Origin of the sequence: Pseudoalteromonas sp. Isolate3, from assembly GCF_022398505.1 — a bacterium.
Classification (GTDB): Bacteria; Pseudomonadota; Gammaproteobacteria; order Enterobacterales; family Alteromonadaceae; genus Pseudoalteromonas; species Pseudoalteromonas apostichopi.
The window spans coordinates 36,876-55,093 of record NZ_JAKEVN010000014.1 but is presented as its reverse complement, the minus strand read 5'-3'; the positions used below and the strand labels follow the sequence as shown (position 1 = coordinate 55,093).

Below are 18,218 nucleotides of genomic sequence, written 5' to 3'. Positions count from 1 at the left end.
CCATTATATATTATTTTAAAGCTTTATCCACTGCGCTGATTCAACTGATTCTTGCGCAGCTTTAAATAAGTTTAAGCCGTCTTTTGCTTGTTCTAAGCCAAATACATAGTCATTTTTCTTGTCTGTACCAGCTAAGTAACAGCAAAGTTCTTCATAAATATCAGTATATAAATTAGAAAAGGCTTCAACAAATCCTGTTGGGTGACCTGGCTTCATTCTGTTATATCTAAATTGGTTAGCATATTCACACTGTCCGGCTCTATCTAAGATTTCTTTGCGACCGTCATTGTAATTTAACTCTAATTCGTCAGGGTTTAGTTGGAACCAACGCGCGCTTCCTTTATCACCGTATATTCTAATTTGAAGCCCATTGCGGTGGCCTATAGCCGTTTTTGACATCCACATACTACCCTTTATGTTATTTGGGTAGTTCAGCAACATATTTACATCATCAATTAAATTTGGGTATTGAGAATGATTAGTAAATTGTGCGATTGTTTCCGTTGGCTCCATTTCAAGTAAGTATGTTGATAAGTGGTGTAAATGCACGCCTAGATCCAAGCAAATGGTTGGCACTTCAAAATCTTTTAAACGCCATGCTTGTGGCATCGATGGTTTACCTGCAATATCTGGCGGCCTTCTGAATCCCTCTTGTGGCATTTCGAGATGAATTTTTTGGATAGTGCCAAGTGCACCTTGCTTTACTAGGTGTTTCAACTCTCTGACCATCGCGTAGCCACTGTAGTTGTATGTAACAGCTAGAAAGTGTTTATTTTTATCGTAGCAGGCTTCAATTTCAGCGACTTCTGCAGGGCCGGTAACTAGCGCTTTTTCGCAAATAATGGGTAAGTTCGCCTTCAGAAGCGTGGTTATTACCTCAATATGATGGGGTGTTGGTGTTAGTATAACAAATGCATCAACATGGTTTTTCTCTTGCTCTACAAGCTCTTCCCAATCGTTGTATAAATGCTTTTCTGAAACCCCCCATCTCTGCGCTGTTGCACTATTTTCATCGGGATTTCTTGAAAAGGCACCTGCAACAACTGCAAACTTGTTATCTAGTTGACTTGCGGCGAAGTGAACATAGCCTACAGCTGAGTTATTGCCACCGCCAATAAAAGCAAGTTTTAATTGTTTATTGTTGTCATTCATATATATCTGCCTATTTTGATCATAGCCATTTATCGGCAATCAATCATTTTTCTATATTAATTTATAGTTGCCAATTTACAGGCGTGTTGAGCACAGATTCATTAACAGTCATTGCTTTGAGCATTTAATGAGAAACTTTTATGTTGGTTTGATAAGCTTCTAAAACTGCTTTAGTTCTGTATTACTGCAGCATCAACTTATTACTAACACCGTAATTCAAGCCAAATTGCACTGTGCCTAAAGGGAGCTTCATACTAAACCATTCAATGTTTTGATAACGAACTGCTGCTCGTCTGCTGTCATAATCGGGTGCAGAGGAATAGTAACAGCCTGTTTGTAGTAGGTTTCTGCATTTGGAAAATCACCGTCCGAAAAGCCTAAAGCTTGATAATAAGGCTGTAAATGGATCGGTATATAATGCAAGTGAGCAATAATTCCTTGCTCGCGCATGTCTGTAATGATTGACTTGTGTTTTTCAACATCACACTGTGTTAAACGAACAATATATAAATGATAGCTAGAGTAACAATCATCCGATTGTGTCAAATGAGCTACCGTTGAATTTGCAAACGCATGGTTATATGTTGTTGCAATGTCGTTTCGCACTGATATAAAGTTGTCTAGCTGCTTTAATTGACTCAGTCCTAAAGCGGCTTGCATATCCGTCATTCTATAATTAAAACCAAGTTCAATTTGTTGATAATACCAAGGGCCGTGACTTGGCTCGGTCATTTCTTCAGGAATATTAGTAATACCATGGCTTCGCAAACGGCTCATTTTTTTGTTGAGCTCAGCGCAGTTGGTAACCGCCATCCCCCCTTCAGCAGATGTGATTATCTTTACTGGATGAAAGCTAAACACAGTAATATCTGAATAATCACAACTGCCAACAGGCTTGTCTTTATACTTGGCGCCTATTGCATGCGAGGCATCTTCAATAATCTTAAAATCATATTCTTCGGCAAGTTCATTGATTGCTGCCATATCGCATGACTGACCTGCTAAATGAACAGGGATCACAACTTTAGGGAGGCGCTTGTTTTGTTTAGCAATGGCTAGTTTTTCTTTGAGGGCAATAACAGACATATTGCCTGTCTCAAGGTCGATATCAACAAAGTCGACACTTGCGCCACAATACAGTGCGCAGTTACTTGATGCGACGAATGAGATTGGTGATGTCCATACGTTGTCACCAATACTTACACCTAAAGCAAGGCAAGCAATATGTAACGCTGAAGTCGCACTGTTAGTGGCACAGGCATGGTTAGCACCGCAGTACTCTGCAATGGCACTTTCAAATGCGGGTACTTTAGGACCTTGTGTTAACCAGTCAGATTTTAAAACATCAATTACGGCATTAATGTCATCTTGCGAAATACTTTGCTTACCGTAGGGAATTAGCTTGTTTGTCATAGTGATTATTAAAGTAAAGCCTGAACATTGAAGTTTTTAATCTCTTCAATGCTCATATAATCAGGGTTATCAAGTGAGTTATACTCGAATCCTTGCGCTACTTTTTTACCCTTCTCACCAATAGCATTAACTGTAAAATCGTTGCTACGACTACTAAATTTTATTCCAGGTGCTATAACAAAATGATCGTTATATTCATAAGTTTCAAAGCATAAGTCGGCCGGGCACATGACTTCGTGTAACTTTTCACCTGGGCGAATACCGATAACCTTAATTGGTAAGTCAGGGGCCATTGCTTTGGCAAGATCTGTAATACGAATTGAAGGAATCTTTGGAACGAAAATCTCACCACCTAGCATACGCTCAAAGTTAGTTAGGACAAAATCAACACCTTGTTGCAGGCTAATCCAAAAGCGGGTCATCTCTTCATGGGTAATCGGAATATGGTCGCGGCCTTGGTCGATAAACTTTTGAAAAATAGGCACTACAGAGCCACGCGAACACACTACGTTACCGTATCTTACCACTGAAAAGGTTGTTTTATGGCCGCCAGCAATATTATTAGCAGCAACAAATAATTTATCAGATGCAAGTTTAGTTGCACCATATAAGTTGATTGGGTTCGCTGCTTTATCAGTCGACAGAGCAATGACTTTTTCTACGTTATTATCAAGGGCGGCATCAATGACGTTTTCAGCACCATTAATATTGGTTTTGATACATTCCATTGGGTTGTATTCAGCTGCGGGAACTTGTTTTAATGCTGCTGCGTGAATCACATAGTTCACGCCACGCATAGCACGGCGAAGTCTGTCTTTATCGCGTACATCACCGATGAAATAGCGCATACAAGGCTGGTCAAACTCTTGTTGCATTTCAAACTGTTTTAGTTCGTCTCGTGAGAAGATAATGATCTTCTTAGGTTTATAGCGTTCGAGCAGTGTTTTGACGTATTTTTTACCAAATGAACCAGTACCACCGGTGATTAAAATCGTTTTATTGTCGAACATAGCGTTACCTAAGTTATTTATCATTGGCGTAGTTGTTTATAAAAGTGAAGTACGCAAAGTGAGAATTTTGACTCAATTCTCAGTAATTTAACTATTAACTAATACACTAGCAAGTCAGATGCCAAGTTAATTTATCTAAACCATGGTACAAAGTACAATTTTTGGCAAATTAAGCTATAATTTAAACAATCGGTTTGTCGGAGGCCGCCATGAAAATTCAATCACCCAATACCGGGTTTTTAAACCAAACTCAGCAAACGGGCAATAAGCTTGCTGAGCAATTAGCGTCAGGTAAAAAAGTAAACTCAGCGGCAGATGATGCTGCTGCACTACAAATTATTGATAGATTAACATCACAGCAAGATGGCTACAGTCAAGCAATTAACAATGCGTACGATGGCATCTCTTACTCGCAAGTAACGGAGTCAAACCTATCAGGTGTAAATGATGCCGTCTCGCGTATACGAGAGCTGTCCATTCAGGCGGGTAATGGTGCGCTTACAGACAGTGACAGGGCTGCACTTCAAGAAGAAGTGTCGCAATTGCAAACACAAGTTTCAGAAACATTCGAAAATGCCTCATTCGGTGGTAAACCTTTATTTGATGGTGAACAAGTGTCTTTTCAGGTTGGCCCAGATGCTAATACCACACAATCAGTGACGCCATCGGATGGTAGTATTGCTTCAGTTATTGCGGGAATCGATATTTCAACGCAAGCAGGGGCACAAGCTGCCATAGATATTAGCGACCAAGCAGCAGAGGAAATTAACGCTCAAAGAGCTGAGTTAGGCGCTTTTCAAAACACCTTAGCGAGTACGATAAAAGGTTTAGGTAACCAGCGAGAGAATATTGCTGCGAGCCAAAGCCGAATAGAAGATACTGACTATGCAAAATCAGTGTCTGATCAAGTAGCTAATGATATTTTGTCACAAGCATCTGTTGCTTTGCGTGGTCAAGCAAATCGTTCAGCTGAATCCATTTTAGGTTTACTTTAATTCTTTAGTATTAAATTCAGGGGCTAAGTGACTATTTTTTGGCGTTGATGTCAATAAATTGCCGCTTAGCGCTTGCATCCCTCCTAAACTCGCTTACAATTTAGAAATTAACTAACCTCGTGGTAACTGTGGTTCGCCAATAATGATCTTAATTTTAGACAATAATAATAATCGTGCGATAGGTTTACATGCAGCACTTACCTTCATCGGTGAAACTGCACAATTAGTTGATGAGACTTCGTTACAGTCTTTTTGTGAAAAACATCAACAGCAAGAATGCATGGTCATTCTTGGTGCTTTACAGCAGCTAAATCACGAGGCTGTGATCAAACAGTTTCCTGCCATTCCGTTTTTATTAATTGGTGAAACACTCAAACCGTTACTAAGCATTGCTAATGTCGTTGGTTTAATTTGTGAGCCGTTTAACCATGACGTAACTACTCAGCTATTGCATGATTGTCAGCAATATCAACGCATGCTTCCGGGTGACCATAAACAAGCTAAATCTAACAAATCATTTGATGGTTTAGTCGGTGAAACCGAAGCTGTAAAAGATGTGCGCTTTTTAATTGAGCAAGTAGCAAAAACCGATGCAAATGTGTTGATCTTAGGTGAGTCAGGCACAGGTAAAGAAGTTGTTGCACGTAACGTTCATTTACTCTCTAAACGCAATACAGGGCCATTCGTGCCGGTAAACTGTGGTGCTATCCCTGGCGAGCTTCTAGAAAGTGAGCTATTTGGCCATGAAAAGGGTGCTTTTACAGGAGCTATTTCTGCACGAAAAGGGCGCTTTGAATTAGCGCAAGGCGGCACGCTGTTTTTAGATGAAATTGGTGATATGCCTTTGCAAATGCAGGTTAAACTACTACGTGTGTTGCAAGAGCGTAGCTATGAGCGAGTAGGGGGTACTAAGCCTATTCAAGCTGACGTACGAATTATTGCTGCAACTCACCGTAACCTTGAAGAAATGATTGAAAAGGGCGACTTCCGTGAAGACCTTTTTTATCGCTTAAACGTGTTTCCAATTGAAAACCCTTCGCTAAGTGAGCGTGCTGACGATATTCCTCTACTTTTAAAAGAGTTAATGCGTCGTGTTAACGAGCAAAGTGGCACAACGGCCAAATTTACTGAGCGTGCGATTCAAAGCTTAAAAGAGCATGCGTGGCCGGGGAATATTCGTGAGCTTGCTAATTTAGTTGAGCGTATGGTGATCATGTTTCCTGATAAAGTGGTTGATGTGCCAGACCTTCCAGCTAAATATCGTTATATCGAAGTTGAGGCTTATGAGCCTGAGTACCCTGAAGAGTTGATGGAGCGAGATGCGTTCAACGATATTTTCAGCACTGGCTTTAGTGATTATGATGATGATGAACCTGATGTACCAGCAACAACGGTTGACTCAGGTTTACTCCCTGATGAAGGCATTGAGCTGAAAGAGTATCTTGCTGAGCTAGAAATCAGCTTAATCAGCCAAGCATTAGAGCGCTACGATTATGTTGTTGCACGTGCAGCAGAAATTTTAGGTGTTCGCCGCACCACACTGGTCGAAAAAATGAAGAAATATAACCTAACGCGCGACTAAGCCGCGTTAGGTGACTTCCTCGATTTTATCTATTCGTACTCACTGATTATCTCAGCCTTTCTAAAGCAATCATTGCTATGATCATTTACCATGCCGCAGGCTTGCATATGCGCATACACAGTGGTTGGACCTAAAAACTTAAAGCCGCGCTTTTTTAAATCTTTGGCAAATGCTGTTGAGGCTTCAGTAATAGCCGGATAGTCTTCTAATTTATCAAGGTTGTTTACCAAAGGCTTGCCATCGACAAACTGCCATTGGTAGTTTGAGAAGCTGCCAAACTCTTTTTGAATTTCAATAAAACGTTGTGCGTTATTGATAGTCGCAGCTATTTTGGCGCGATTACGAATAATGCCTTCAAACTGCATTAACCGTTCGACGTCGTCTTCGGTCATTTGGGCAACCTCTTCAACTACAAAGTTTTTGAAGGCACTGCGATAGCCATCACGCTTTTTAAGTATGGTATACCAACTCAGTCCCGCTTGTGCTGACTCTAAGGTTATAAACTCAAATAAACGGTGATCATCATATAATGGCACCCCCCATTCTTGGTCATGATAGGCCACATAATCTTCTTTGCTGGTATCTAGCCATGGGCAACGACAATGGTGTTCTTTTTGCATTATTCCCTCGCGATTGTCATTTTTTTGTCAGTGTTGTTTTTGTCTTTAATTTATTGAAATAAAACGAAAATAAATTTGGTACGAATTGTGCATTTAGCTAGGTAGACACGATTTTTTGAGTATTGATTATGGCCTTAGCAAATGTCCTAAAACCACAATTTATCACAGCCAAACAATATAACCCATGCTTACTACAAGAAGAGTATGTGGGTGAGTTGAGCGAGTTGCGCCAACAAGCCAGCTGGTTGGGTCATTTGGTGGATACTATGCCCGCAGGTGTAGTTGTTTTAGATGGCCGAGGTATGATCGCGAAAGCAAATCAAATTGCCATTGATATGCTAGGTGAGCCCCTTGAAGGTGAAAAGTGGTTTAGCGTTATTCAACGTTCATTTCGACCACAACAAGATGATGGGCATGAAGTATCACTCAAAGATGGTCGTTTAATTAAGCTTGATATTACTGCGCTTGCCCCAGAGCCAGGACAGTTAATTTTAATGACAGATTTAACTGAAACCAGACGTTTACAAAAGCGGATGGCACATATGCAGCGCTTAAGTGCGCTTGGCAAAATGGTTGCTTCGCTTGCTCATCAAGTCAGGACGCCGCTATCTGCTGCCATGTTATATGCCGCAAATTTAGGCTCAAAGCGTCTCCCAGAAAGTTCTCGTGGTAATTTTCATACAAAGCTAATGTCGCGTTTAAAAGATTTAGAAACCCAAGTGAATGACATGCTGTTATTTGCCAAAAGTGGCGAGCAACAAGTGGTCGAAAGTGTGTCGATGCAGCAGTTACTTAATGAAGTAAAAGCGGGTGCTGATGCTATGGTTGCTCAAAATAACAGTGAACTTAGCGTGAACTTACCAGAGCCAGATATTGAAATTGTGGGTAATAAAAGCGCTCTGGCGAGCGCTATTCAAAACCTGATCCATAACAGTATTCAAATCATTGGCTCTGAGGCTGTGGTAACACTGAGTGCTGAGCGTGACGAAACTAGCGAAAACTGTGTTCGCATCAGTGTCAGTGATAATGGCCCGGGTGTTGATTTACGCCATGCCAACAAATTATTCGAACCTTTTTACACTACCAAAAGCCAAGGCACGGGGCTTGGACTTGCAGTTGTAAGTTCAGTCGCCAATGCGCACCAAGGACGGGTTGAAGTGACTAATAATGCTCATGGGGGAGCATGTTTTAGTTTGATCTTGCCAATTAGTGCAGAACCAATGTCAGCGGAGGCAAAATGAATACTAACTCTATTTTAGTCGTTGAAGACGACGCAGGCTTACGAGAAGCGCTAATCGATACCCTTGAAATGTCGGGTATTGATTGCGTTGCTGCAGATAGCGCTGAACAAGCGATGATCTTGCTTAAGCAAAATAGCTATTCATTGGTTGTTAGCGACGTGCAAATGGGCGCTATGAGCGGCCTTGACCTACTACGTAGCATTAAACTTAATTATCCTGAGCTGCCGGTATTAATGATGACGGCCTATGCCACCATTGATGATGCTGTAGAAGCAATGCGTCTAGGCGCGATTGATTACATGGCAAAACCGTTTGCCCCAGAAGTGCTTCTTAACATGGTGAGCCGTTATTTGCCTGAAAAGGAAAAAGAAACTGATGGCCCAATTGTTGCCGATCCATCGAGCATTAAGCTATTAGAACTTGCGAGTAAAGTTGCGCGCTCCGATGCCAGTGTTATGGTACTCGGCCCAAGTGGCTCGGGTAAAGAAGTGTTGGCTCGTTTTATCCACGACAAATCAAATCGTAGCGATGCCCCTTTTGTTGCTATTAACTGCGCGGCTATTCCGGAAAATATGCTTGAAGCAACCTTATTTGGTTACGAAAAAGGGGCGTTTACCGGCGCTATTCAAGCCTGTCCTGGTAAATTTGAGCAAGCTCAAGGTGGTACCATCTTACTTGATGAAATTACTGAGATGGATTTAGGCTTACAAGCTAAATTACTGCGTGTACTTCAAGAGCGCGAAGTAGAGCGCTTAGGCGGACGTAAAACTATTGAACTTGATGTTCGCGTACTCGCCACAAGTAACCGAGATTTAAAAGAAGCGGTGAGCGAAAATCTATTTAGAGAAGATTTATATTATCGCTTAAATGTGTTCCCGCTAATGTGGAAACCACTAGCTGAGCGTCCTGGCGATATTATTGTATTGGCTGAGCATTTGATAGAGCGTCATTGCCTTAAAAGTAAAGAACCTATCGCTCAACTAAGTGAGAGTGCGAAACAAAAGCTGCTATCGCATGCTTGGCCAGGTAACGTACGAGAGCTTGATAACGTTATTCAACGGGCGTTGATATTATGTGATGGTAATAGTATTCATCAAGACGATGTTTTTATTGAAGAGTTGTTATCTGCGGATATCAAGCCAGTCGCTACGCCATCACACAATGCACCGGCTTATCAAGAGCAGCCTGTAGAGGTTAATTTAGATACCGTGCCACAAGTAAGCGAGCAAGGTAATTACAAAGACGAGCTGAAAGATAAAGAGCATCGTATTATTTTAGAAACCTTAGCGCGCTGTAATGGTAAGCGTAAAGAGGTTGCAGAAACCTTAGGCATTAGTCCACGCACTTTACGTTATAAACTGGCGCAAATGCGAGACTTAGGTATAGCCTTACCTGCATAGATTCCTTCCAAAAAGTTAAGCAAACAAGCTCACATTTTTGTGAGCTTGTTTGCTGTCAAAACTCTGACAAACTAAGATTGCTGCTTAAGCTGTTGAAATTGCAGTTTTTATTTTGTGGCACGGTTTATGCTTTATCAGTTCATAAGTAAACTGCATTGTCAGAGAGTATTATGAAAGTTCAAAACAGCGCATTATTTCAAGAAATGCAATCTATGGCCTTAGAAGCAGGCCGTAGCAACTCAATTAATAATTTACCAACACAAACTCAGCCAACATCGTCGGCACAGTTTGGTGATTTACTTACTAATGCACTTGATACAGTGAATGGCTTACAACAAGACGCTAAGCAAAAAGTAACGGCAATGGAAATGGGTGACCGCAGTGTTTCTTTAGCTGATGTGATGATTGCTTCGCAAAAGTCATCAGTGGCATTTGAAGCAACGGTTCAGGTTCGAAACAAACTTGTTGAAGCTTATAAAGAAATCATGAACATGCCTGTGTAACTAGGTAGTGGAGAATTATTGTGGCGCAATCTAATCAATCAACTGATCTAGCCTTAGCAGGCGGTGGTATCGATTCAACCGATACCGATGATCAACAAGAGCAAAAGTCAGGCTACCTAAGTGCCTTAAACGGAGTAGACGTTTTACGTCAGGTTACCTTAGTGATTGCTTTGGCAATCTGTTTGGCTATCGCAATTTTCATTATTATTTGGGCTCGTCAGCCAGATATGCGTCCGCTTGGTAAAATGCCAACGGAAGAGCTTATTCAAACGTTGGACTTTTTAGACGCTCAAAAGATTGATTACGAACTCGATGGTAACGTCATCTCTGTTGAAGAAGGTGAATACCAAAACATAAAGCTATTGATGGCTCGTGAAGGCCTAGAGCAAGCGCCAAGCTCAGGTACTGATATCATCATGCAAGACATGGGATTTGGTGTAAGCCAACGCCTTGAACGTGAACGTTTAAAACATGGTCGTGAGCAACAGCTTGCGCGTACCATCGAAGAGCTAAAAAATGTTACTCGCGCCAAAGTACTTTTAGCTATTCCAAAAGAAAACGTATTCGCTCGTCGCGAAAAACAGCCCTCAGCTACAGTAGTGCTAACCTTAAAACGTGGCCGTTCGCTTGATGGTGAAGAAGTTGACTCAGTGGTTGATATTGTTGCCTCAGCGGTACAAGGTTTATCGCCAGAGCGTGTTACCGTGACTGATCAAAATGGTCGCTTACTTAATTCTGGTTCACAAAACTCACTCGCGGCACGCTCTCGTAAAGAGTATGAAATTGAGCGTAAGCGTGAAGAAGAGTACTTAAATAAAATCGATAGCATTCTAATTCCTGTAGTGGGCCTAGGTAACTATACTGCACAAGTCGATTTAAACATGGATTTCAGCGCAGTTGAAGAAACACAAAAACGTTATAACCCAGATTTACCGGCAGTGCGCAGTGAAACAACTTTCGAAGAAAATAACATAGGTGGCCTCGCTGTCGGCATTCCTGGTGCGCTAACTAATCAGCCGCCAGTAAACTCTAATATTCCTGAAATTGCTGGCCAAGGTAGTGCGGGTTCAGCAACGAATCCTAGTCGTTCGCATAAAGAAGCAACACGCAACTACGAGCTTGATACAACTATTTCGCATAAGCGTCAGCAAACCGGTGTTATCCGTCGCATAAGTGTTTCAGTTGCCGTTGATTATGTGCCGCAAGTGGGTGAAAACGGTGAAACAACCATGGTTCCTCGCTCTGTAGAAGCATTGTCAAATATTCGTCGCTTACTACAAGGTGGTGTTGGTTTTGATATGCAACGTGGTGATGCACTTGAAGTTGTAACAGTACCATTTGTTCGTGAAGATGTTGGGGAAGCAATTGAAGTTCCGCTTTGGGAGCAAGATTGGTTCATGAAGATGCTACGCTTAGCATTAGGTGCTCTGGTTATCATTGTATTGATTGTCTTTGTAGTAAGACCTATGTTGAAACGTCTAATTTACCCAGACGATACACTAGAGGAATATGATGAAGATGCATTAAGTGCTGGTGTAGATATTGGTGATAGCACGCTAGATATGCTAAATAAAGACTTTGACTCTGCTGCTGTAGGATTCTCAAGTGATGGTACACTACAGCTGCCAGACTTACATGGCGATGAAGATTTACTCAAAGCAGTTCGTGCATTGGTTGCAAATGAACCAGAACTGTCTTCTCAAGTAGTGAAAGCGTGGTTAACAGAAGATGACTGATCAAGAACAAAAACAATTACCACCGGCGTTTGATGTTGATAAATTAGACGGCGTTGATAAGGCGGCAATCTTATTGCTGAGCTTATCAGAAGAAGATGCTGCGCAAATCCTTAAACACTTAGAGCCTAAGCAAGTGCAAAAAGTGGGGATGGCAATGGCTGCGCTTGATGATTTATCGCAAGCGAAAATTAGTGCAGTCCATAATTTGTTTATTGAGCAAATTCAAAGCTTCAGTACCATTGGCTTCCAGTCTGAAGACTTTATCAAAAAAGCGCTTACCGCAGCGCTTGGTGAAGATAAAGCCGCCAGCCTTATTGACCAAATTGTCATGGGGTCAGGTGCGAAAGGTCTTGATTCACTGAAGTGGATGGACTCAAAACAAGTGGCGAATATTATTCGCAATGAGCACCCTCAGATTCAAACCATTGTTTTATCTTATTTAGAACCAGAGCAATCAGCAGAAATTTTGTCGCAATTCCCAGAGAAAGTGCGTTTAGATTTAACTATGCGTATTGCTAATCTTGAAGAAGTTCAACCGGCAGCATTACAAGAGTTGAATGAAATCATGGAGAAACAATTCGCCGGTCAAGCTGGTGCGCAAGCTGCGAAAATGGGCGGCTTGAAAGCTGCTGCTGATATCATGAACTACCTAGATACCAATGTTGAAGGTCAGTTAATGGATTCAATCCGTGAACACGATGAAGAGATGTCGCAGCAAATCCAAGACCTTATGTTTGTCTTTGAGAACTTAATGGATGTTGAAGACCGTGGTATTCAAGCGATTCTTCGTGAAGTACAGCAAGATGTATTAATGAAAGCAATTAAAGGCACAGATGAAGCATTGAAAGAGAAAATTTTAAGTAACATGTCAAAACGTGCCGCTGAATTACTCGCTGATGATCTTGAGGCGATGGGCCCTGTTCGTATTAGTGAAGTTGAAGCTGCACAGAAAGAAATTCTTTCTACGGCACGTCGTTTGGCTGACTCAGGCGAGATTATGCTTGGTGGCGGTGGTGGTGAGGAGTTCCTGTAAGCCATGAGTAAGTCTTCTTTTCATACCGGACGTCCAGTGCATGCCAGCGAAGCTGCTGATGAATTACTTGAAAACTGGCCAATCCCTGAAGTTACGCAAGATACAAAAAAACTTGCTGGGCGCTCAACTGCATACGGCACGCCTCTAGCTGATTTATATCGTAAGGAACAGCAAAAACAACAAGCTGACGAACAACCAGAAGAGCCTGAAATCCCGTCATTGACTATGGCTGAACTTGAAAAAATCCGTCAAGATGCCTTTGAAGAGGGGCTAAAGCAAGGCCATGAGCAAGGTTACATAGACGGTTTTGAAAAAGGCGCTCATGAAGGTAAAGAAGCGGGGTTTAAAGAAGGTGTTGAGCTTGGTAAGGAGCAAGGCCAAGAAGAAATTAAGCCTATTTTAGAAGAGCAGCTCACTAACTTGAGAAGCTTGCTCGATAGCCTTTCTCAGCCTTTATCTAAAGTAGATGAAAGTGCAGAAAAGCAGTTAGTGCAGCTAGCGGTCATGTTAACTGAAGTATTAGTTTATCAAGAAATTAAAACTTCACCAGAAGTCATTTTGCATGCTTTAAAGCAGGCTATTGACGCTTTGGGTGAAGAACAAGCGAAAGTACGTATTCACTTACACCCTGATGATATCGATTTAATTACCCAAAGTTATGGCGAGCAAACCATCGCAGATAATCATTGGCAGTTAATCGCAGAACCCACATTAGATCGTGGTGGCTGTGAAATTAAAACCCCACAATCATCCTTAGATATGACAATTAAGACCCGCGTCAAAGAAACGTTGGAAAACTTTTTGCATAGCAGTGGTATCTAACACTTTTTAGGCTCATTATGAGTGCTCAATCTATGACTCTAAGCGAACGCTTACAGCGCTATGAAAAACATATCAAGGCTCCAAAACCTGCTGTTGCTGGTATTCTGACGCGTGTCGTTGGTTTAACACTTGAAGCAAAAGGGCTTAGAGCACCTGTTGGCAGTCAATGTAAAATTGAAACCATTAACGGCTTTGTTGATGCTGAAGTGGTTGGTTTTAATGACCAAACACTTTACTTGATGCCGAATGATCATATCTCTGGTGTACTGCCAGGTGCGCGAGTTATTCCAAAAGTAAACGAAACAGGGTTGCCTGTAGGAATGAGCTTACTTGGCCGAGTGGTGGATGGTCTCGGTCGGCCGCTTGATGGCTTAGGTGCCATTAATGCTGAGCATCATCTAAAGTTTGCACAAAGTCCAATAAACCCGCTGGCAAGACGACCAATCAGTCAGCCTATGGATGTAGGTGTTCGAGCCATCAACTCCGTTATTACTGTAGGTCAAGGCCAGCGTATGGGTCTGTTTGCAGGCTCAGGTGTCGGTAAATCAGTGCTACTAGGTATGATGACTCGCGGCTCTGAAGCAGATGTAATCGTTGTTGGCCTTGTGGGTGAGCGTGGTCGTGAGGTAAAAGAGTTCATAGAAGAAATTTTAGGTGTTGAAGGGCGTAAGCGCTCAGTGGTGGTTGCAGCTCCTGCGGATGCCTCGCCATTAATGCGTTTAAAAGGCTGTGAAAGTGCAGTGACCATTGCTGAATATTTTCGTGATCAAGGTCTTAACGTGTTGTTATTACTAGACTCTGTTACGCGCTATGCCATGGCGCAACGTGAAATCGCCTTAGCGGTTGGTGAGCCTCCTGCGACTAAGGGTTATCCGCCTTCAGTATTTGCTAAATTGCCTGCGCTGGTGGAGCGTGCTGGTAATGGTGGTGAAGGGCAAGGTGCGATTACAGCTTTTTTCACAGTGCTTAGTGAAGGGGATGATATGCAAGACCCAATTGCTGACTCTGCCCGAGCTATTTTAGATGGCCACATTGTTTTATCTCGAGATTTAGCCGACAGTGGTCATTATCCTGCTATTGATATTGAAAAATCGATTTCTCGTGTTATGCCGCAGGTTGTATCCGAAGCGCATATGCAACAAGCTCGCGTGCTAAAACAAGTGTATTCAATGTATCAACAGAATAAAGATATGATCACACTCGGTGCGTACCAAAAAGGCACAGATCCTATGCTTGACCAAGCAATTAATATGATGCCACGTGTGAATCAATTCCTTCAGCAAGGCATGAAAGATGTGATCAGTTATGATGATGGTCTACAAGGTCTTGCGCAGTTATTAGGACAAGGTTAATGGCTAAAAGTAAACTTGATTTATTGTTAAAGCTTGAGAGCGATAAAGAAGAGTCTCTACGCATGGATTACTTAAAAGCGCAGCAGCACTTACAAAGTAACCAACAAAAACTGCAAGGGCTGAATAACTTTCGCATGGAGTATTCTCAGCAGTTACATTTGAAAGGTCGCTCTGGTTTGTCTAGTGCCGGGTTTAGTCAATATCATGCCTTTATCGCAAAAATTGAAGAAGCGATACGTCAGCAAGCAAGCACTGTGAATACCGCAAAGCAAGTTGTTACGCAGCGAAAAGCACTGTGGTTAAAACAGCAAGTGAAAGCTAAAGCAGTTGCGAAGTTAATCGAAAAGCAAGCTGAAAAACAAGCGATGCAAGTGGCTAAAGCGGAGCAAAAAATGCTGGATGAGTTCGCTTCAAATCAGTTTTATCAACGTCAACTTAAAAACGCACTTCTCTAAAATACGACCTTTTTTAGGCATGTTAATTGCATTTACCTAACCAGTAGCATTAATTTTGGCACTTGCGGCGGCAAATTGCCTCTTTAGTTTTAGGTGAATTATGGCGATCAGTGATATCAATTTGCAGGTTAAAACTGAGCAAGGTACTGGTTTTTCAGGCAAAGAATCAGAGTCTAGCGACAAAGCATCGGGCTTAAGTTTTTTAACTTCACTAACACAAGCAAGTGAAGCGGCAAACGCGCAAGCAAAAAGTGATGCAGGTGCTGACTCAGTTGATGAAACTAAAGCTATCAGTACTTCTGAAGAGCCTAAATCAGATGCTAAACCTGGTGATGAAAGCACAGCTGCTGATGCTAAAGCTGCAACTGCTACCACCTCTTCAGAACAGCAATCTAAAACAAGTCCAGATGTTCGTAATGAAGCTGTAACTAAAGAACAAAGCAATGAACTTGCTCTTGTAGAAGATGAGGAAAACTCACTGCTTGCGCAAATTAATGCGGCTCAAGCTATGAGTACGCGTGTTAATAAATTGATTGAAAATAATGATGTTAGCCCTGTAGTTGTTGATAAAAAACCAACCCCAATCGATACCATTACACCTGTTATACCTTCACCGATGACAGACGTTGCACAAACCGATGATTCAAAAGCCGACGCGGAAGGCGATAATTCAATAGCAAGCTTATTACATAAGTCTAAAGTTGCGACAGCTGTTGATAATCAATTAAAAGCGATGGGTGATTTACCACCAAAAGATAGCATAACCCCAGTTATTGACAGCCCATTAACCGATAAAGGAAAGCAGGGTGTTTCTGCTGTTAATACCCCTGATACAAAACCTCAGGTAAGTAATCTTAATAATGCAACTGAACAAACAGGCGGTAAAAAGGCTGATGTTGAATTAGATGCTCTGTTGAAATCTACTCAAAAACAGCAGACTGCGGATTTAGAAGGTAAAACGAGCGAAGTTAGTTCAAAACAAACTCAAAGCCACGTTGATAAATCTGCAGCAAGCATCATCGACAAGAAAGTGACAGATAACTCAATTGTTGGCCTATTCGCTAAGGTACAAAGTGGTGATGGAGAGGCTGTGAGTGAGTTCGCTAAAGGTTTGTCGCTAACCTCTGAACAGCAAAAGCAACTTGAGCAACAAATAAATCAACTGAAAGCTGATAATAAACTCAGCGCTGATGAGGTGGCAACAATCAAGTCGCTATTGTCTGAATTAAGCAATAGCAAGTCAGCAGCACAAAGCCCTGTATCACAATTTTCTGTAGAACAAGACATTGCTAATGAAAATCAGGCAAAACAAGATACTAAATTAGCTGACAATAAGGCTCTAGATAACAAGTTACCTACAGGCGTCGAAAAGCAAATCACGGCGTTGACTAAGGATGAACAGCAAGCGCTTTTAAATAAAGTGAATACTCAACTGCAAACGTTAACGCCGGGCACTGCTCAGTACGAAAAGCTCTCTGCGGCACAAACCTTGCTCACAGAGGCTATTAATGCTCCAGCTAAAGTAAATACAGCCACAGCAATGCCTGTTCCCGCAGCAACAGTCACAGCTGAACATAGCAAGGCGAAACAAAATAGCTCAGCGCAAGTTACAGCTGATGCAAGCAAAGCAATGATTGGTGATGACGTCGCAACAGAGCTTGATACAAACATTAATACCGAACGCACACAAGAAGCTGTTACCCCGCGCGTAGCTCAGTTATTTACTCAGATTACGGCTCAAGCAAATGCAACAGTACAACCAGGTGCTTATGAAATGGCTCATCAACAATACGAGCAAGCGCTTGAAGTACAAACAATGCATACGCAAACAACAGCACAAACCCAGGCTCAATCTAAATCAGTGGCCCTTGACCCTGGAGTAATGCAAGCGATTAACATTATAAAAAGTGATGCAGCAAAAATGCTTCAAGAGCGTGTTAGTGCATTATTAAATATCAATAATAAAGAAGCTGAAATTCGCTTAGACCCGCCAGAAATGGGCAGTATGCAAATTCGTATACGTAGCGATGCAGAGCAAGCTCAAATTAATTTTGTTGTACAAAATCAGCAAGCAAAAGAAGCTTTAGAGCAGTCAATGCCACGTTTACGAGAGATGCTAGCGCAGCAAGGTATTGAACTTGGTGAGAGTAGTATTCAGCAGGGTAACCCTGAGCAACAACAAGAGCAGTCAGGGCAAGGGCAGTTCGCTGGAAAACAACAAACACAAGAGCAGCAACAAGAAGTAACAGCGCAAAGCTCAGAAACTTCTCGACAACAATCTTCATCATCAATAGATTACTATGCATAAGTCCTGCTATTATAAGAAATAAAATAGTTACAGCCTGATGAACAGATTGCTGTAACTTTGAGGGAAGTGACAATGGCCGAAGAAGCAAATTTAGAAATAGAAGATACGGGTAAAGGCAAAAAGAAACTAATAATCATCATTGCTGCTGTAGTGTTGATAGTTGGTGCAGCTGCAGGGTACTTTTTATTTATGGGCGATGATGCCCCTGAAGAAAGCCTAGCAGATGAAACCACAGTGACTGAGTCCGCTGCACCATCGAGCTCCGCACAAATTGGTTCGGCTTTATATGTCGCAATGCCACGTCCATTTGTATTTAATGTACCCGGTGCTAGTCGAGACCGTATCGTACAGATAAAAGTTCAGCTACTAGTGCGCGGTGAAGTAAACGAAGAAACTGCCAAAAAACACATTCCACTTATCGAAAGTACCTTACTTGGCGTTCTTTCAACAACGACCGCAGATGAATTAGGTACTAGCGAAGGTAAAGAGTCAGTGCGTGTCGCTGCACTTGAAAAAGTACAATCAGCATTAAGTGATGTTGAAGGTAGCAAAGTGATAGAGCGGGTATTATTTACCGGCTTTGTGATGCAATAAGG

The 18,218-nt window shown here is 41.9% G+C and carries 16 protein-coding genes; 12 read left to right on the top strand and 4 right to left on the bottom strand.

All coding sequences use genetic code 11. The annotated features are described in order from the left end of the window. Window positions 1-15: 15 nt before the first annotated feature. The 3 genes from L1D46_RS05220 to pseB form a co-directional block, all read right to left on the bottom strand. Window positions 16-1,152, bottom strand: a complete 1,137-nt coding sequence (locus L1D46_RS05220) for a Gfo/Idh/MocA family oxidoreductase (protein ID WP_239976965.1) — start codon at window positions 1,150-1,152, stop codon at window positions 16-18. Between the two features lie 249 nt (window positions 1,153-1,401). Beyond that, the gene (gene pseC, locus L1D46_RS05215) at window positions 1,402-2,565 is read right to left on the bottom strand and encodes a UDP-4-amino-4,6-dideoxy-N-acetyl-beta-L-altrosamine transaminase (RefSeq protein WP_239976964.1); all 1,164 of its coding nucleotides are present in this window, start codon (window positions 2,563-2,565) and stop codon (window positions 1,402-1,404) included. Window positions 2,566-2,573: 8 nt separating this feature from the next. Continuing rightward, window positions 2,574-3,575, bottom strand: coding sequence for a UDP-N-acetylglucosamine 4,6-dehydratase (inverting) (pseB, locus tag L1D46_RS05210; RefSeq protein ID WP_135923852.1), 1,002 nt, complete (start codon window positions 3,573-3,575; stop codon window positions 2,574-2,576). A 209-nt stretch (window positions 3,576-3,784) separates the two neighbouring features. Here pseB and L1D46_RS05205 point away from each other — a divergent pair, with 209 nt between their 5' ends. Together L1D46_RS05205 and L1D46_RS05200 are read left to right on the top strand one after the other, a co-directional pair. After that, a complete protein-coding gene (locus tag L1D46_RS05205) occupies window positions 3,785-4,570 on the top strand; it encodes a flagellin (protein WP_239976963.1) in 786 nt (261 codons plus the stop codon). A 142-nt stretch (window positions 4,571-4,712) separates the two neighbouring features. Next, entirely contained in the window at window positions 4,713-6,152 is a 1,440-nt protein-coding gene (locus L1D46_RS05200; protein ID WP_239976962.1) for a sigma-54 dependent transcriptional regulator, read from the top strand. 29 nt (window positions 6,153-6,181) lie between these two features. On the opposite strand, the gene L1D46_RS05195 is transcribed toward L1D46_RS05200, so the two are convergent. Next, window positions 6,182-6,772, bottom strand: coding sequence for a DNA-3-methyladenine glycosylase I (locus tag L1D46_RS05195; RefSeq protein WP_130052078.1), 591 nt, complete (start codon window positions 6,770-6,772; stop codon window positions 6,182-6,184). Between the two features lie 128 nt (window positions 6,773-6,900). Between L1D46_RS05195 and L1D46_RS05190 the strand changes: the two genes are divergently transcribed. The 10 genes from L1D46_RS05190 (at window position 6,901) to fliL (ending at window position 18,216) form a co-directional block, all read left to right on the top strand. Next, complete coding sequence (locus L1D46_RS05190) at window positions 6,901-8,013, top strand: ATP-binding protein (RefSeq protein WP_167657939.1); 1,113 nt, start codon at window positions 6,901-6,903, stop codon at window positions 8,011-8,013. Then, a complete protein-coding gene (locus tag L1D46_RS05185; RefSeq protein ID WP_130052076.1) occupies window positions 8,010-9,413 on the top strand; it encodes a sigma-54 dependent transcriptional regulator in 1,404 nt (467 codons plus the stop codon). Before L1D46_RS05190 ends, L1D46_RS05185 begins: the two co-directional genes overlap by 4 nt. A 170-nt stretch (window positions 9,414-9,583) precedes the next feature. Beyond that, entirely contained in the window at window positions 9,584-9,916 is a 333-nt protein-coding gene (gene fliE / locus L1D46_RS05180; RefSeq protein WP_130052075.1) for a flagellar hook-basal body complex protein FliE, read from the top strand. Window positions 9,917-9,936: 20 nt separating this feature from the next. Continuing rightward, on the top strand, window positions 9,937-11,652 hold the full coding sequence (fliF, locus tag L1D46_RS05175) for a flagellar basal-body MS-ring/collar protein FliF (RefSeq protein ID WP_130052074.1): 1,716 nt from the start codon (window positions 9,937-9,939) through the stop codon (window positions 11,650-11,652). Further along, entirely contained in the window at window positions 11,645-12,685 is a 1,041-nt protein-coding gene (gene fliG, locus L1D46_RS05170) for a flagellar motor switch protein FliG (protein ID WP_130052073.1), read from the top strand. Before fliF ends, fliG begins: the two co-directional genes overlap by 8 nt. 3 nt (window positions 12,686-12,688) lie before the next feature. Further along, the gene (fliH, locus tag L1D46_RS05165) at window positions 12,689-13,507 is read left to right on the top strand and encodes a flagellar assembly protein FliH (protein WP_130052072.1); all 819 of its coding nucleotides are present in this window, start codon (window positions 12,689-12,691) and stop codon (window positions 13,505-13,507) included. A 17-nt stretch (window positions 13,508-13,524) separates the two neighbouring features. Beyond that, window positions 13,525-14,859 (top strand): flagellar protein export ATPase FliI, encoded by a 1,335-nt coding sequence (gene fliI / locus L1D46_RS05160; RefSeq protein WP_167657941.1) that lies wholly within the window; start codon window positions 13,525-13,527, stop codon window positions 14,857-14,859. Then, window positions 14,859-15,314, top strand: coding sequence for a flagellar export protein FliJ (gene fliJ, locus L1D46_RS05155; RefSeq protein ID WP_130052070.1), 456 nt, complete (start codon window positions 14,859-14,861; stop codon window positions 15,312-15,314). Before fliI ends, fliJ begins: the two co-directional genes overlap by 1 nt. Before the next feature lie 100 nt (window positions 15,315-15,414). Next, complete coding sequence (locus tag L1D46_RS05150) at window positions 15,415-17,622, top strand: flagellar hook-length control protein FliK (RefSeq protein WP_239976961.1); 2,208 nt, start codon at window positions 15,415-15,417, stop codon at window positions 17,620-17,622. Window positions 17,623-17,694: 72 nt separating this feature from the next. Beyond that, window positions 17,695-18,216 carry a flagellar basal body-associated protein FliL gene (gene fliL, locus L1D46_RS05145; RefSeq protein ID WP_130052068.1) on the top strand — a complete coding sequence of 174 codons (522 nt, stop codon included), beginning with the start codon at window positions 17,695-17,697 and terminating at the stop codon, window positions 18,214-18,216. The last annotated feature ends 2 nt before the right edge of the window (window positions 18,217-18,218 follow it).